1 protein-coding gene is annotated in these 17145 nt (G+C 76.7%); it reads right to left on the bottom strand.

All coding sequences use genetic code 11. The features are described 5' to 3' along the window. Window positions 1–59 precede the first annotated feature (59 nt). Complete coding sequence (locus ACWDRR_RS24940; RefSeq protein WP_449774426.1) at window positions 60–17135, bottom strand: type I polyketide synthase; 17076 nt, start codon at window positions 17133–17135, stop codon at window positions 60–62. Window positions 17136–17145 lie beyond the last annotated feature (10 nt).

Here is a 17145-nt window from a genome sequence, read left to right as displayed (position 1 = left end):
CGCTGTCAGTGGTCAGCTGGTCGTACCGGGTCATCAGGGGCATCCGGGGTCGTCCCGGGTCAGGTCGTCTTGCCCAGGGCGCGTTGCACGAGGTCGGCAACGTCCATGGCGTCGATCAGGTCGGCGTCGTCCGCGGCCGGTTCGGCCACCGCGTCGGGTGCGGCGGCGTCCTCGGTCTCGACGAGGGCGAGCAGGGTGTCCAGGAGGCCGGCCTCCTTGAAGCGGGCGAACGGGACGTCCGCGAGCGCGCGCCGCAGGTCGTCCTCCCGCCCGTCGAGGTCGTCGCCGGTGTCCCGCAGGAGCTCGGAGCTCAGGTAGCCGACGAGGGCGTCCGGGGTGGGGTAGTCGAAGATCAGGGTCGCCGGCAGCCGCAGCCCGGTGGCCACGTGCAGGCTGTTGCGGAGGTTGACGGCGGCCAGCGAGTCGAAGCCGACCTCCTGGAAGGCCTGCAGCGGGCCGATGCTCTCGGCGCTGCTGTGGCCCAGGACGGTCGCGGCCTGGCCGCAGACGAGCTTCAGCAGGATCCGGCCCTGCTCGGCCTCCGGGACGGCCCGCAGCGAGTCCACCAGCGAGGAGGTGGTGTCGCTGTTCCCGCTGTCCGGCTGGGAGGCCCGCAGGGCGGCGTCCGCCTCGGGCAGGTCGGCGAACAGCGGGCTGACCCGGACGGAGGTGAACGCCGGGATGAAGGCGTCCCAGTCCATGTCGGCCACCGTGACGAACTTCTCCTGGGCCTCCACCGCCTGTTCGAAGGCGGTCATCGCGACCTGCGGGGCCATCGGCAGGACGCCCCGGCGGCGCAGCTGGGTGAGGGTCGCCTCGTCCATGCCGGCGCCGACCTGGTCGAGGGCGCCCCAGGCGATCGACGTCGCCCGCAGGCCGCGCCCCCGGCGCCACTCGACCAGGGCGTCGAGCGCGGTGTTGGCCGCGCCGGAGACGCCCTGCCCGCCGCCGCCCCAGACGCTGGCGATCGAGGAGAAGACGACGAACGCGTCGAGCGGGGTGTCCGTGAACAGCTCGTCGAGCCAGAAGGCCGTGTCCACCTTGGCGGCGAACACCTCGGCGAGGTCCGCCGCGCCGGTGTCGGTGACGGTGCCGGTCCAGGGCAGGTCGGCCGCGTGCAGCACGGCGGTGAGCGGGTGCTCCGCGGGCGTCTCGGCGACCAGCCGGGCGAGTTCGCCCCGGTCGGCGTCGGCACAGGCCAGCACGGTGGTGTCCGTGCCCAGCGCGGCGAGGTCCTCCCGCAGCCCGGCCAGGGCCTCCTCGGGGGTCCGGGGGCCGGTGGTGACGATCAGCCGGCGGGCGCCGGAGCGCGCCAGCCAGAGCGCGGCGTGCCGGCCGAGCCCCTCGGCGCCGCCGGTCACCAGCACGGTGCCGCTCGGCTGCCAGCCGCCGGCGGCGGTGGGCTCCGGTGCGGGCTTGCGGACCAGCCGGCGGCTGTAGACGCCCGAGCGCCGGACGGCGAGCTGGTCGTCGCCGGCGGCGCCGTTCAGCGCGCCGAGCAGGTACTGCGCCGTCCGGGCGTCGTCCGCCGCGGGCAGGTCGATCAGGCCGCCCCACCGGTCGGGGAACTCCAGGGCGGCGGCCCGGCCCAGGCCCCAGAGCGCGGCCTGCGCCGGTGCGGTGAGGGTGTCCTGGATGCCGATGTTGACCGCGCCGCGGGTGAGGCACCAGAGCGGCCGGCCGGCCCCGGCGTCGCCGAGGGCCTGGATCAGCGCGAGGGTCGCCACCGTGGCGCTCAGGTCCGGCGCGGCCGTCCCCGGGTCGAGCGCGAGCAGGGAGAGCACGCCGGTCACGTCGTGTTCGGCCAGGGTCGCGGTCAGGCGCTCCGCGAGGCGGGCGCGGGTGGTCCCGGCGGCGGTGACCTCCAGCGTGACGAGGTCGAGCCGCTGCCCGGCCAGCGCGGCCGTCAGGTCGGCGGCGGGTGCGGCCGCCGGGACGACGACCAGCCACCGGCCGCCCGGCACCCCGGCGGCTTCGCGTTCCAGCGGCCGCCAGGTGACGTTGTAGCGCAGCTTCTCGGCGCTCGACCGGCGGCGCCGCCGGCCGCGCCAGTCCGCGAGGACCGGGACGACCGTGCGCAGCGCGTCGCGCTGGTCGGCCGAGGCCAGGTCGAGCAGGTGGGCGAGCGAGTCGGCGTCCGTCTGCTCGACGGCGGCCCAGAAGTCGGAGTCCGCGCCTTCGGCCGCCGAGGCGAGGTCCTCGGGTGCCTCGCCCTCCTGCAGCCAGAAGTGGCGGCGGTCGAAGGCGTAGGTCGGCAGCGCGACGGGCGCGGTGCCGGCGCCGGCGGGCAGCACGCCCGTCCAGTCCACGGCGACGCCGCGGACGTGGAGTTCGGCCATCGAGGCCAGCAGCCGGCGCGGGCCGCCCTCGTCCCGGCGCAGCGTGCCGCCGACGACGGCGCGCAGCCGGAGGCTGTCGTCCGCGGCGGTGTCGAAGATCTCGTTTACCGGCTGGACCAGCACCGGGTGGGCGCTGGACTCGACGAAGACGGTGTGGCCCTGGCCGAGGAGTTCGGCGACGGCCGGGCCGAAGCGGACCTGGCTCCGCAGGTTGCGGTACCAGTACCCGCCGTCCAGCACCCCGGACTCACGCACCCACTCGCTCGTCACGGTGGAGTAGAAGGGCACCAGTGGCGCCTGGCTGCGGATGTCCGCGAAGGCCTCCGCCAACGTGCCCTCGATCGCCTCGACGTGACGGGTGTGGGACGCGTAGTCCACCGCCACCCGACGCACCCGCACACCCTCGGCCGCGAGGATGTCCAGGGCCTCGTCGAGGGCCTCGGCGTCACCCGCGACCACCACCGAGGTCGGGCTGTTGACGGCCGCCACCTCGACGCGGTCCGCCCAGCGCTCCAGCCTGGCCAGCGCGTCGACCTCGGAGAGCGCCACCGACGCCATCCCACCACGCCCGGCGAGGCTGCCGGCGATCACCTGGCTGCGCACGGCGACGATCCGCGCCGCGTCCTCCAGGGAGAGCGCGCCGGCCACGCAGGCCGCCGCGATCTCGCCCTGCGAGTGGCCCAGCACGGCGTCCGGGACGAGGCCCGCCGAGGCCCAGACGGCGGCCAGACCGACCATCACCGCGAAGCTCGCCGGCTGGAGCACGTCGACGCGCTCCAACAGCTCCGCCGGGGCCTCGCCGCGCAGCACCTCTTCGAGCGACCAGTCCACCCACGGGTCCAGCGCCGCCGCACAGGCCGCCACCCGCTCGGCGAACACCGGCGAGGAGTCCAGCAGTTCACGGCCCATCCCGGCCCACTGCGAACCCTGGCCCGGGAAGACCAGCACCGTCCGGCCCGGGCTCGACACGCTGCCCGTCACCAGCCCCGGCGCCGACTCGCCCCGCGCCAACGCGCCCAGCCCCGCCAGCGCCTCGGACCGCGAACCGGCCACCACCACCGCACGCTCGGCGAGCACCGCACGCCGCGAGACCAGCGCACCCGCCGCACCGGCCAGGGGCGCCCCCGACGCCTCGACGAAGGAGACCAGCCGACCGGCCTGGCCGGCCAGCGAGGCGGCGCTCTTCGCCGACACCACCAGCGGCACCACCGCGTCGGGCGCGGCCTCGACCGCGACCGGCTGCTCCTCCTCGGGCCCCTCCTCCAGGATCACGTGCGCATTGGTGCCGCTCGCCCCGAAGGACGAGACCGCCGCCCGGCGCGGGTGGCCGTTGCGCGGCCACTCCCGTGCCTCGGTCAGCAGCTCCACGGCCCCTGACGCCCAGTCCACCTGCGGCGTCGGCTCGGTGACATGGAGCGTCGCGGGCATCACGCCGTGCCGCATCGCCTCCACCATCTTGATCACGCCGGAGACACCCGCCGCCGCCTGGGTGTGGCCGATGTTGGACTTCAGCGACCCGAGCCGCAGCGGCCGGTCGGCGGGCCGGTCCTGGCCGTAGGTGGCCAGCAGCGCCTGGACCTCGATCGGGTCGCCCAGCGAGGTGCCGGTGCCGTGGCCCTCGACGACGTCCACCTCGGACGCGGACAGGCCCGCGTCGGCCAGCGCCCGGCGGATCACCCGCTGCTGCGAGGGGCCGTTCGGCGCGGTCAGCCCGTTGGAGGCACCGTCCTGGTTCACCGCGCTGCCGCGCAGCACGGCGAGCACCCGGTGGCCGTTGCGCCGCGCCTCGGAGAGCCGCTCCAGCACCACCACGCCCACGCCCTCGGCCCAGCCGGTGCCGTCCGCCGTCGCGGAGTAGGCCTTGCACCGGCCGTCGGCGGAGAGGCCGCGCTGGCGCGAGAACTCCAGGAAGGCGTCCGGGCTGGACATCACGGTCGCGCCGCCGGCCAGCGCCATCGAGCACTCGCCGCGCCGCAGCGCCTGGGCCGCCAGGTGCATCGCCACCAGCGAGGACGAGCAGGCCGTGTCCACCGTCACCGCCGGGCCCTCGAACCCGAACACGTAGGACACCCGGCCCGAGGCCACGCTGGACGACGTACCGGTCATGACGTAGCCCTGCACGTCGTCGGGCACCTGCCGCAGCCGCGTCACGTAGTCGTGGTGGACGATGCCGGTGAAGACACCGATGTCCTGGCCCCGGGTGGAGAGCGGGTCGATACCGGCCCGCTCCAGCGCCTCCCAGGAGGTCTCCAGCAGCAGCCGCTGCTGCGGGTCCATGGCGAGCGCCTCACGCGGCGAGATGCCGAAGAGTCCGGCGTCGAACTGGGCCGCGTCGTGCAGGAATCCGCCGACCCGGGTGTAGCTGGTGCCGGGGTGGGCCGGGTCCGGGTGGTACAGCTTGTCGACGTCCCAGTCCCGGTCGGTGGGGAAGGCCGAGAGGCCGTCGCGCCCCTGCGCGACCAGCGTCCAGAGCTCCTCGGGGGTGGTCACCCCGCCCGGCAGCCGGGTGCTCATGGCGATGATGGCGATCGGCTCGTCCGGGTCCGTCGCGGCCGCGGTGGGCGCCGGGGCGCCGTCCGGCCGCTCGCCGAGCAGTTCGGCGCGCAGGTGGCCGGCCAGCGCGGACGGGGTCGGGTAGTCGAAGACCAGGCTGGTGGGCAGGGCCAGGCCGGTGAAGTCGTGCAGCCGGTTGCGGAGCTTGACGGCGCTGAGGGAGTCGAAGCCGAGCTCGCGGAACGGCTGGTTGCCGTCGAAGGATTCGGCGCCCTGATGGCCGAGGACGACGGCGGCGCTCTCCTGCACCAGGTCCATCAGCAGGCGGTGCTGTTCCGCGGTGGCGAGGTCGGCGAGGCGCTCGGCCAGCGAACCGCCCGTCGCCGTGCCGCGCCGCACCACGCGCCGGGCCAGCGGGGCACCGGCCGGGGTGTGCGCCGGTACCGCCGGGTCACCGTCGGCGCCGAGCGACTCGGCCGGAGCGGCGGCGCCCTCCAGCGTCAACGGCCCGAAGGCGGCGACCGGTTCGCCCTCCGTGTCGGCCAGCTCCACCAGGTGGCGCCCGCCGCCGGCCGGGGTGATCCGCAGCCGCAGTGCGGTGGCGCCCTCCGCGTACACGGCGAGCTCGGCGCAGGCGGTCGGCTCGCGCTCGCCGGCGGCGTCGCCTCCGGTGTGGGCGGCCAGCACCTTCAGCGCGGTGTCGATGAGCGCCGGGTGGAGCGTGAACGCCCCGGCCTCGTCGGCCCGTTCGGCGGGCAGCTCGATGTCGGCGAGGAGCCGGCCGTCCCGCTGCCGGAGCCGGCGGACACCGGCCACCTTGGCGGCGGGCCCGGCGGTGTCCTCGGCGTCGTCGGCGGACGGCCAGTCGCGCAGGTCGAAGGCGGGCTGCGGCAGGCCGGGCGCCAGCAGGGCCCGGGCGTGGCAGGTCCACGGATCCTGCTCCCGGCCGGCCGGCCGGGAGTGCACGCCGGCGCGGCGCACACCGTCCGGGCCCGGGGCCTCCACCGACACCCGCACCTGGAGCTGCCCGTGACCGGGCAGGATCAGCGGCGACTCCACGGTGATCTGCCGAACGGCGCCGCTGGCGGTCTCACTGCCGGCCCGGACGAGCAGGTCCAGCAGCACGGCCGTCGGGACGGCGCGGTCGCCGGCGCCGGCCGGGTCGACCAGCAGGCCGCGGCTGCGCCGGGTGAGCCGCCCGGTGAGCACGACTCCGCTGCCGCCGCCGTCCCCGGGGACGTCGACGACCGTGCCGAGCAGCGGGTGACCGGTGCTGCGGGCGCCGAGCGCCTCGGCGTCCACGGCGGTTCCGGCCTCGACCCAGTACCGCTCGTGCTGGAAGGCGTAGGTGGGCAGTTCGGCCCCGACCGCCGCGACCGGGCCGGCCTCCGCGCCCGGCCGGCCGAGGGCGGCGGGCCAGTCCACGTCCACGCCCCGCACGTGCAGTTCGGCGAGCGCGGTGAGGACGGCGGTGTCCTCGGGGACGTCGGAGCGCAGGGTGGCGAGGCAGCCCCGCGCCTGCGCGCCGAGCGTGCCGAGCGCCATCGCGGTCAGGACGCCGCCCGGCCCCAGTTCGAGGTAGGTCGTGGCGCCCTGGTCGCGCAGCGACGCGACCGCGTCGCCGAACCGGACGGCGCGGCGCACCTGGTCGACCCAGTACGCGGGGGTCCCGAAGTGCCCGTCCTCGGCGAGCTCACCGGTGAGGGTGGAGACGACGGGGACGGTGCCCGGCCGGTACCGCAGCCGGGCCGCGACGGCCTCGAACTCCGCCAGCATGGGAGCCATCAGGGGCGAGTGGAAGGCGTGGCTGACGGCGAGCCGCCGGGTCTTGCGGCCGGCGCGGGCCAGCTCGGCGGCGGCGGCGAGCACCGCGTCCTCGGCGCCGGAGAGCACCACCGCGTCGGGGCCGTTGACCGCCGCCACCTCCACCGCGTCACCGAGGAGTCCGGCCACCTCGGCCTCGCTCGCCTGCACGGCGACCATCGCCCCGCCGGCGGGCAGCGCCTGCATCAACCGGCCGCGGGCGGCGACCAGTTCACCCGCCGAGGCGAGGTCCAGGATGCCGGCGGCGTGGGCGGCGGTGATCTCGCCGATCGAGTGGCCGGCCAGCAGGTCCGGTCGCACGCCCCATGAGGTGAAGAGCCGGAACAGCGCCGTCTCCAGGGCGAAGAGGCCGGCCTGGGTGTACATCGTCCCGTCGAGCAGTGCGGCCGCCGCGGTGCCCCGGTCGGCGAAGACGACCTCGTGCAGCGGTCGCGCCAGGTGACCGTCCAGGTGCCGCTCGACGGCGCCGCAGGCGGCGGCGAAGGCGTCCCGGAAGACCGGGAAGGCCTCGGCGAGCCGGCGGCCCATGCCGGCCCACTGGCTGCCCTGCCCGGTGAAGAGGAAGGCCAGCTTGCCGTCGGCGTCGGCGGCGTTGCCGAGGACGGTCCCGGCGCCGGGCGCGCCGTCCTCGAGGGCGCGCAGGGCGTCGGCCAGCTGCCGGCGGTCGCCCGCCAGCACCACGGCGCGGTGGTCGAGCCGGGCCCGGGCGGTGGCGAGCGCGTGGGCCGTCCCGGCGAGCGGGAGGTCGGCGCGGTCGTCGACGAAGCGGGCGAGCCGCCCGGCCTGGCCGCGCAGGGCGGCCGCCGTCCGGGCCGACAACGGCACCGGGACGGGCACGGCCACGGCCGCGCCGGCGTCGGCCTCGTCCTGCGGCGCGGGCTCCGGCACGATCCCGGCCCCGGCCGGCGCCTCCTGCACCAGGACGTGCGCGTTGGTCCCGCCGATGCCGAAGGAGGACACCCCCGCGCGGCGCGGGCGGCCGGTCTGCGGCCACTCCCGGGCCTGCGTCAGCAGCTCGACCGCGCCCACCGACCAGTCCACATGGGTCGAGGGCCGGTCCACGTGCAGCGTCGGGGGCAGCACGCCGTGCCGGATGGCCATCACCATCTTGATCACCCCGGCCACCCCGGCGGCGGCCTGGGTGTGGCCGATGTTCGACTTGACCGAACCGAGCCAGAGCGGCCGCCCCGGTTCCCGGTCCTGGCCGTAGGTGGCCAGCAGCGCCTGCGCCTCGATCGGGTCGCCCAGCACGGTGCCCGTGCCGTGCGCCTCCACCGCGTCCACCTCGACCGGCGACAGGCCCGCGTTGGCCAGCGCCTTGCGGATCACCCGCTGCTGGGAGAGCCCGTTCGGCGCGGTCAGCCCGTTCGACGCACCGTCCTGGTTCACCGCGCTGCCGCTGATCACGGCCAGGACCTGGTGCCCGCGCCGGCGCGCCTCGGAGAGCCGCTCGACGAGCAGCACGCCCACGCCCTCGGCCCAGCCGGTGCCGTCGGCGCCGTCCGCGAAGGCCTTGCAGCGGCCGTCCGGGGCCAGCCCGCGCTGCCGGGAGAACTCGACGAAGGTCTCCAGGTTGCCCATCACCATCACGCCACCGGCCAGCGCCATCGAGCATTCGCCGCGGCGCAGCGCCTGGGCGGCCAGGTGCAGGGCGACCAGCGAGGAGGAGCACGCGGTGTCGACCGTGACGGCCGGCCCCTCGAAGCCGAACTGGTAGGCGACGCGGCCCGAGAGGACGCTGGCGGATCCGCCGGTGAGGCGGAAGCCCTCGACCCCGGCCGCCCCGTGCATCCGCACGGTGTAGTCGTGGCTGTTGACGCCGACGAACACGCCGATGTCCTGCCCGCTCAGCCCGGTGGGGTCGATCGCGGCGCGTTCGAACGCCTCCCAGGAGGTCTCCAGCAGCAACCGCTGCTGCGGGTCCATCGCCAGCGCCTCGTTCGGCGAGATGCCGAAGAAGGCGGCGTCGAACCCGGCCGCGTCGTCGAGGAAGGCGGCGTGCCGGACGTAGGTCTTGCCCGCGCTGTCCGGGTCGGCGTCGTAGTGCCGCTCGATGTCCCAGCCGCGGTCCTCGGGGAACTCGGTGACGGCGTCGACGCCGTCGGCCACCAGCCGCCAGAGGTCCTCGGGGCTGTGCACCCCGCCCGGCAGGCGGCAGGACATCGCCACGATCGCGATCGGCTCGTCGGGATCGGCGGCGGGCCCGCCGGCCGCGGTGACGGCCGCGTCCGCCGGGGCCGTGCTGCCGAAGAGCCTGACCCGCAGGTGCTCGGCGAGGGCCACCGGCTTCGGGTAGTCGAAGACGATGGTCGAGGAGAGCGTGAGTCCGCTCGCGGCCGCCAGCCGGTTCCGCAGCTCCACGGCGGTCAGCGAGTCGAAACCGGCCTCCTTGAAGGCGCGGTCGGCCCGGACGGCGTCGGGGGCGGCGTGGCCGAGCACCTGGGCGGCGTGCCGGCGCACCAGGGCCACCAGCTCCTCCGCCTGCTCGTCCGCGCCCAGGCGGGCGAGGCGCTCGCGCAGGGAGGCGGTGTCCGCGCCCGCGGCCGCGCCGGCGCTCCGCCGCCCGGTGGGTGCCAGGCCGCGCAGCAGCGGTGCGACCGGGCCGCTGCGGGCCGCCGCGCGCAGCGCGGGCAGGTCGAACCGCGCGGCCACCAGGGCCGGGGACGTGCCGGCGTCGGCGCGCAGCGCGGCGTCCAGCAGCGCCATCCCCTCGGCGTCGGAGAGCCCGACCATGCCCAGCCGCCGGGTGCGGTGCAGATCGGCGGTGCCGAGGTGGCGGGTCATGCCGCTGGCCTGGCTCCAGTAGCCCCAGGCGAGCGAGACGGCGCGCAGGCCGAGCCGGCGGCGGTGGTGGGCCAGCGCGTCCAGGCCGGCGTTGGCCGCCGCGTAGTTGCTCTGCCCGGGGTTGCCCAGGACGCCGGCCGCCGAGGAGAACAGCACGAAGGCGGCGAGGTCCAGCTCCCGGGTCAGCTCGTGCAGGTGCAGGGCGGCGTCCAGCTTGGGCCGCAGCACGGTGTCGACCCGCTCCGGGGTCAGCGCCGTGACCACGCCGTCGTCCAGGACGCCGGCGGTGTGGACGACGGCGGTCAGCGGGTGCTCGGCCGGCACAGCCGCGAGGAGGGCCGCGAGCCGGGCGCGGTCGGCCGTGTCGCAGGCGGCGACGGTGACGGTGGCGCCCAGCGCGGTGAGGTCCTCGCGCAGCGCTTCGGCGCCCTCGGCGGCGGGGCCGCTCCGGCTGACGAGCAGCAGGTGCCGGACGCCGTGCGCGGTGACCAACTGCCGGGCGACCAGGGCGCCGAGCGTCCCCGTCCCGCCGGTGACCAGGACGGTGCCGGCGGGGTCGAGCCCCGGGGCCGTGTCGGTACGGCCGGGTGCCTCGGTACGGCCGGGTGCCCCGGTACGTCCCGGTGCCTCGGCGGAGCGCTCCGGGGCGGTGACGCGCACCAGTCGGGGCGCCTCGGCCACGCCGGCCCGCACCCGCACCCGCGGCTCGCCACTGGCCAGCACGGCCGGCAGCAACGCCTCGGCGGTGTCGTCGAGTTCGACCAGCACGATGCGGTCCGGGTGCTCGGACTGGGCCGAGCGCAGCAGACCGGACACGGCGGCGGCGGCGAGGTCGGCCTCGTCCCCGGAGGCGGCCACGACCAGCCGGGACGGTGCCAGGGCGGGTGCGGCCAGCCAGGCCTGGAGGACGGCCAGCGCGGCGGCCACGGCGGCCCGGGGGTCGCCGGCCGGGTGGTCGACCGCGTACCGCAGGACGTCCGGGGCCGGGCCGTCCGACCCGGCCAGGGCCTCGACGTCCGCCGCGGTCGCGACCGCGGCCGTGGTGACGGGGGCCGCCCGGTCCACGGCGGGCAGGGGCAGTTCGGCCCATTCGACGCGGAACAGCGCGTCCTGGACCGGCTCCCGGGCGATGCCGTCCTGTTCGGGCGCGTAGGGCCGGGCGAGCACCGCCTCGGCGATCAGCACCGGCCCGCCGGCCGGATCGCCCAGCTCCAGGCGGGCTCCCTCGTCCGGCGTCCCGGAGGTGCGGACCCGCACCTCGGAGGCGCCCGAGGCGAGCAGGGTGACCCCGCGCCACTCGGCCGCGAGCGTGCCCTCCGGGAGGATCGTGCGGACGGCGGCGTCCAGCAGCGTCGGGTGCAGGCCGTAGCGGTCGGCGGGGCCGGCCGCGTCGTCCAGGGAGACCTCGGCCGCGGGGCCGACGGCGGGCCGGGCGGCGTGCGCGTCCACCGGGGTGGGCGTCAGCGTGCCGTGGGCGTGGCGCGTCCACGGCACGTCCAGCGCCGCGTCGTCCGCCCGGGAGTACACCTCGACCGTGCGCCGCCGTGCGTCGTCGGCCTCTCCGACGATCATCTGAACGGACCGGCCCCCGCGCAGCGGGAGCACCACGGGCCGGTCGACGGTCAGGTCCGCGACGGTCGGGGTACCGACCTCGTCGCCGAACCGGACGGCCAGCTCGACCAGGGCCGCGTTCGGCACCAGGACGGCGTCGCCCACCACGTGTTCGGCCAGCCAGGAGTGCGCGCCGAGCGACCACCGCGAGGTGGTCATGAAACCGCCCGAGCCGGGCACCCCGACGATCGCGCCGATCAGCGGGTGATCGGTGCCGGCCTGGCCGAGCGAGGCCGCGTCGGTGGCCAGGGCGGTCTGCAGCCAGTAGTGCCGGTGGTCGAAGGCGTAGGTCGGCAGGTCCAGCTGGGCGGTGGCGCTGGGCAGGAGGCCCGTCCAGTCCAGGGCGACGCCCCGGACGAAGAGTTCGGCCATCGAGGTCAGCAGTCGGCGCGGCCCGCCCTCGTCGCGGCGCAGCGTCCCGGTGACCAGGGCTTCGGCCGCGGCCTCGTCGACGATCTCGTTGACCGGCTGAACGAGCACCGGGTGGGCGCTGGACTCGACGAACACGGTGTGGCCCTGGCCGAGGAGTTCGGCGACGGCCGGGCCGAAGCGGACCTGGCTCCGCAGGTTGCGGTACCAGTACCCGCCGTCCAGCACCCCGGACTCGCCGACCCACTCGCCGGTGACCGTGGAGAAGAACGGGATCTGCGGGGCGCGGCTGCGGATGTCCGCGAAGGCCTCCGCCAACGTGCCCTCGATCGCCTCGACGTGCCGGGTGTGGGAGGCGTAGTCCACCGCCACCCGGCGCACCCGCACCCCGTCGGCCGCCAGCACCTCCAGCGCCTCGTCCAGGGCCTCGGCGTCACCCGCGACCACCACCGAGGTCGGGCCGTTGACGGCCGCCACCTCGACGCGATCCGCCCAACGCTCCAGCCTGGCCAGCGCGTCGGCCTCGGAGAGCGCCACCGACGCCATCCCGCCACGCCCGGCGAGGCTGCCGGCGATCACCCGGCTGCGCACCGCCACGATCCGGGCCGCGTCCTCCAGCGACAGCGCACCGGCCACACAGGCCGCCGCGATCTCGCCCTGCGAGTGACCGACCACCGCGTCCGGCACCACACCCACCGACGCCCACACGGCCGCCAGACCCACCATCACCGCGAAACTCGCCGGCTGAAGCACATCCACCCGCTCCAGCAGCTCCGCCGGGGCCTCGCCGCGCAGCACCTCCTCCAACGACCAGTCCACCCACGGGCCCAACGCCGCCGCACACGCCGCCACCCGCTCCGCGAACACCGGCGAGGAGTCCAGCAGTTCACGACCCATCCCGGCCCACTGCGAACCCTGCCCGGGGAACACCAGCACCGTCCGGCCCACGCCCGACGCACTGCCCGTCACCAGCCCCGGCACCGACTCGCCCCGCGCCAACGCACCCAGCCCCGCCAACGCCTCGGACCGCGAACCCGCCACCACCACCGCACGCTCGTCCAGCAGTGCCCGCCGGGAGACCAGCGCACCGGCCAGCGCCGCCGTGTCGCCGGCCTCCGCGAGGGCCGTCAACCGCCCGGCCTGGCCGGCCAGCGAGACGGTGCTCTTCGCCGACACCACCAGCGGCACCACACCCGTAGGCGCGGCCTCGACCGCGACCGGCTCCTCCTCGGGCGCCTGCTCCAGGATCAGGTGCGCGTTGGTGCCGCTGACACCGAAGGAGGAGACCGCCGCCCGGCGGGGCCGGCCGGTCTCCGGCCACTCCCGCGCCTCGGTCAGCAGCTCGACGGCGCCCGCCGTCCAGTCCACCTGCGAGGACGGCGCGTCCACGTGCAGCGTGGGCGGCAGCACGCCGTGCCGCAGCGCCTGCACCATCTTGATCACACCGGCGACGCCGGCGGCGGCCTGGGTGTGGCCGATGTTGGACTTCAGCGACCCGAGCCGCAACGGCCGGTCGGCGGGCCGGTCCTGGCCGTAGGTGGCCAGCAGCGCCTGCGCCTCGATCGGGTCACCCAGGACCGTCCCGGTGCCGTGGCCCTCCACCACGTCCACCTCGCCCGTGGTCAGACCGGCGTTCGCCAGCGCCTTGCGGATCACCCGCTGCTGCGAGAGCCCGTTGGGCGCCGTCAGGCCGTTGGACGCACCGTCCTGGTTCACCGCCGACCCGCGCAGGACCGCCAGCACCCGGTGGCCGTTGCGCCGCGCCTCGGAGAGCCGCTCCAGCACCACCACGCCCGCGCCCTCGGCCCAGCCCGTCCCGTCGGCCGCGTCCGCGTAGGACTTGCACCGGCCGTCCGTCGCCAGCGCCCGCTGCCGGGAGAACTCGACGAACGTGTCCGGCGTCGCCATGACCGTCGCGCCGCCGGCCAGCGCCAGCGAGCACTCCCCGCGCCGCAGCGCCTGCGCCGCCAGGTGCATCGCCACCAGCGAGGAGGAACACGCCGTGTCCACCGTCACCGCCGGGCCCTCGAACCCGAACACGTACGACACCCGGCCCGACGCCACACTCGACGCCGTACCGGTGGCGACGAAGCCCTCCAGCTCCGCCGGCGCCGCGCCACCCGCCCCGTAGCTCTGGCCCATGACGCCGGAGAACACCCCGACGTCCGCGCCCTTCAGCCCGGCCGGGTCGATACCGGCCCGCTCCATGGCCTCCCAGGACGCCTCCAGCAGCAACCGCTGCTGCGGGTCCATCGCCAGCGCCTCACGCGGCGAGATCCCGAAGAAGCCGGCATCGAACAGTCCGGCGTCGTGCAGGAAGCCGCCCCGGTCGGCGGTGGAGGTACCGGCCTGCTCCGGATCCCCGGAGAACAGCCCGTCCAGGTCCCAGCCGCGGTCGGTCGGGAACGGTGACAGGGCCTCCCGGCCCTCGCTGACCAGCCGCCACAGGTCCTCCGGGCCGGTGACGCCGCCCGGCAGCCGGCACGCCATGCCGACGACGGCGATCGGCTCGTCCGGGTCGGCGGGAACGGCGCGGTCGGCCGCCTCCGGGGCCTCCCGGAGGCCCAGGGTGCGGGCCCGCAGGTGGGCCGCCAGCGCCTCCGGCGTGGGGTGGTCGAAGCTGACGGTGGCGGGCAGGCGCAGCCCGGTGCGCTCGGTCAGCCGGTTGCGCAGCTCCACGACGGCGAGCGAGGTGAGGCCCAGGTCGCGGAAGGCCCGGCCGGCCGCGATCGACGCGGTGCCCGGCCGGCTCAGCGCGGCGGCGGCCTCGGTGCGGACCAGCTCTTCGAGCAGGGCGAGCTGCGCGCGCTCGTCCAGGCCCGACAGGCGCTCGCGCAGGGCGGCGGTGACGGCCTCGTCGGGCCGGGCTGCCGGGGGCGGCGTCTCGGTGAGGGCGCGCAGGACCACCGGAACGGGGCCGTCCGGGGCGATCGGGCCGGGTCGCAGCGCCACCAGCGCCGGGGCTCCGGTCTCGACCAGCAGGTCGAACGCGGCGAGCCCGTCGCGCAGGCACTGGGCCGGGTCGCCGGTCGACGGGGGCTCGGTGCTCCAGGCCAGCGCCGCGCCGGTGCGGCCGCGCAGCCGGCGGGTGCGGACCAGCGCCTCGGTCAGCGCCTCGGCGACGGCCGTCTCCGGGGCCTCGGCGGATCCCAGCGTGGCCGCCGTGCCGGTGACGACGACGAAGGCGGCGAGGTCGGTGTCCGCCGTGAGCTCGTCCAGGGCCAGGGCGAGGGCGGGGTCGGCGGCGGCGTGCACGACGGCGGTCACCGGGTGGCCGAGGGCGGCCAGCGCGGTCCGCAGCGCGGCCGGGTCCGCCGGCTCGGCGGTCACCCGGGTGAGCTCCACCCCGGCGGGCGCGGCCGCCGGCTCGGGGCGGTCGCCCGTCGCCGGGGTGTCGACCAGCAGCAGGCGCTCCACCCGGTGCACGGTGGCCAGGTGGCGCACCAGGGCGGCGCCGGCCGCCGTGTCGGCCCCGGTGAGCACGACGGTCGTGCCCGGACCGGCCGGGCCCGGGCCGCTCGGACGGTCGGCGAGCGGGACTCGCACCAGTCTGGGGACGAGCAGCTCCCCGGCCCGCACCGCGAGTTGGGGCTGTCCGGAGGCGACGGCGGCCGCCAGGACGCCGGCGAGGTCCGCAGCGGCGTCGAAGTCCGAACCGGCCGCGAGGTCGTTGCCGGCGTCGAGGTCGGCCCCGGCTTCCAGGTCGGCCCCGGCTTCCAGGTCGAGCAGGGTGACGCCCTCGGGGCGGTCGCTGCCGGCCTGGACCGACCGCGCGACGGCCCAGAGCGGTACGCCCGCCAGGTCCGGCGCGCCGTCCCCGGCGGTGGCGGCGACCGCACCGCGGGTGAGGACGAGCAGCCGGCCCTCGGCCGGGACCGGCCGGGCGGCCACCTGGTCGGCCGCCCGCCGGCCGTCACCGGCGGGCGGGGCGAGCACCGTCACGCCGGGCGCCGGCTCGCCGGCCGCCACGGCGGCGTCCAGGGCCGCGAGGTCGGGATGGTGCCGGACGTCGAGGCCGGCCGCCCGCAGGCCGGTGACCAGCGCGCCGGCGGGGCCGACCACCGCCCAGCCGGGCGCCGCGGGACCGGCGGCCCCGGGGGCGTCCGAGGGCGCGGCCGGCGCCGGCACCCAGGCCGGTGCCAGCAGGCCGTCGTGGTGTCCGTCCGCGGCGTGGCGCAGCCGGGCGGGCTGCTCTGCCAGCAGGCGCCGGACGATCTTCCCGGAGGCCGTCCGGGGAATGCCGGCGACCTCGTAGACCCGCTCCGGCAGCTTGTAGGCCGACAGCCGCTCGCGGCAGCGTTCGATCAGTGCGGCGGCATCGAGGCCGCCCGGCCCCGGGACGACCCAGGCGACGGGCACCTCGCCGAGGGTGTCGTGCGCCACCCCGGCCACACCGGCGTCGGCCACCCCCTCGACGGTGCGCAGGACGGCCTCGACCTCGTCGGGGTGGATGTTCTCGCCGCCCCGGATGATCAGGTCCTTGAGGCGGCCGCAGATGGTGAAGTAGCCGGCCTCGTCGCGCCGGGCCAGGTCGCCGGTGTGGAACCAGCCGTCCTGGACGGCGGCGGCGGTGGCCTCCGGGCTGTTGTGGTAGCCGACCATGACGTTCGGTCCGCTGACCCAGACCTCGCCCTCCTCGCCGGCGGCGACGTCCCGGCCGGTGCGCGGGTCGACGATCCGCACCCCGACGCCCGGCACGGGCAGGCCGCAGGAGCCCTCGACCCGCGCGGCGTCCGGCGGGTTGATGGTGATCGCTCCGCAGGTCTCGGTGCTCCCGTAGGCGTCGACCAGCGGCACCCCGAAGCCCTCTTCGAAGGAGCGGCGCAGCTCGGAGCCGGTGACGGCGCCGCCGACCAGCCCGATCCGCAGGTCGGGCAGCGAGAGACCGGTCCGCCGGGCCGTGGCGACCAGGTGGTGGTAGGTGGTGGGGACGCCGGCCAGGAAGGTCGAGCGGTCCTCGCGGAGCGCGGTCAGGATGTCGTCCGCGGAACTCCCGTCCATGATCCGGGCGGTGGCGCCGGCCACCGGGACGGAGAGCACGCAGGCGATGTGCGAGAGGCTGTGGAAGAGCGGCAGCGGCCACAGCACGCGGTCCTGCTCGGACAGGCCCGGGACCGGCACGTAGCAGGAGGCCACGGACCAGAGGCAGTTGCGCTGGGTGGAGAGCACGCCCTTGGGCCGGCCGGTGGTGCCCGAGGTGTAGAACATCCAGGCCACCTCGTCCAGGCCGAGGTCGTCGGGGGCCTCGGTGGTGGGCTCGGTGACGGCGAGTTCATCGAAGGAGAGGGCGCCCTCCGGGGCCGTCGCCGGGCCGGTCACCAGGACGCGGGGCCCGGCCGTCGGGGCAGGCAGCAAGCGCAGGAACGTTTCTGCGTGACCGGCGGCGGTCAGGGCGAAGACCGCACCGCTGTCGGTCAGCAGGTACTCGGTCTCGGCCGCCGTGGCCTGCGGGTTGACCGGTACCCCGATCCCGCCGGCCCGCACGACGGCGAGATAGCCCTCCACCATGGCGACGGAGTTGCCGAGGCAGAGTGCCACCCGGTCCCCGCGCCGGACGCCGAGGCCGGCCAGGTGACCGGCCAGCCTCCGCGTCCGTGCTTCGAGCTCTCCGTAGGTGACCGCGTGCCGGTCGTCCTCGAAAGCGATCTTGTCCGTGAGACGGACCGCGTTCTCCCGGAGGATGACCGGGAGCGGGGTGATCAGATCGGGGCGCACCTTACCGCGA

This window comes from Kitasatospora sp. NPDC003701, from assembly GCF_053587085.1.
This window is presented reverse-complemented; position numbering and strand designations above follow the sequence as displayed.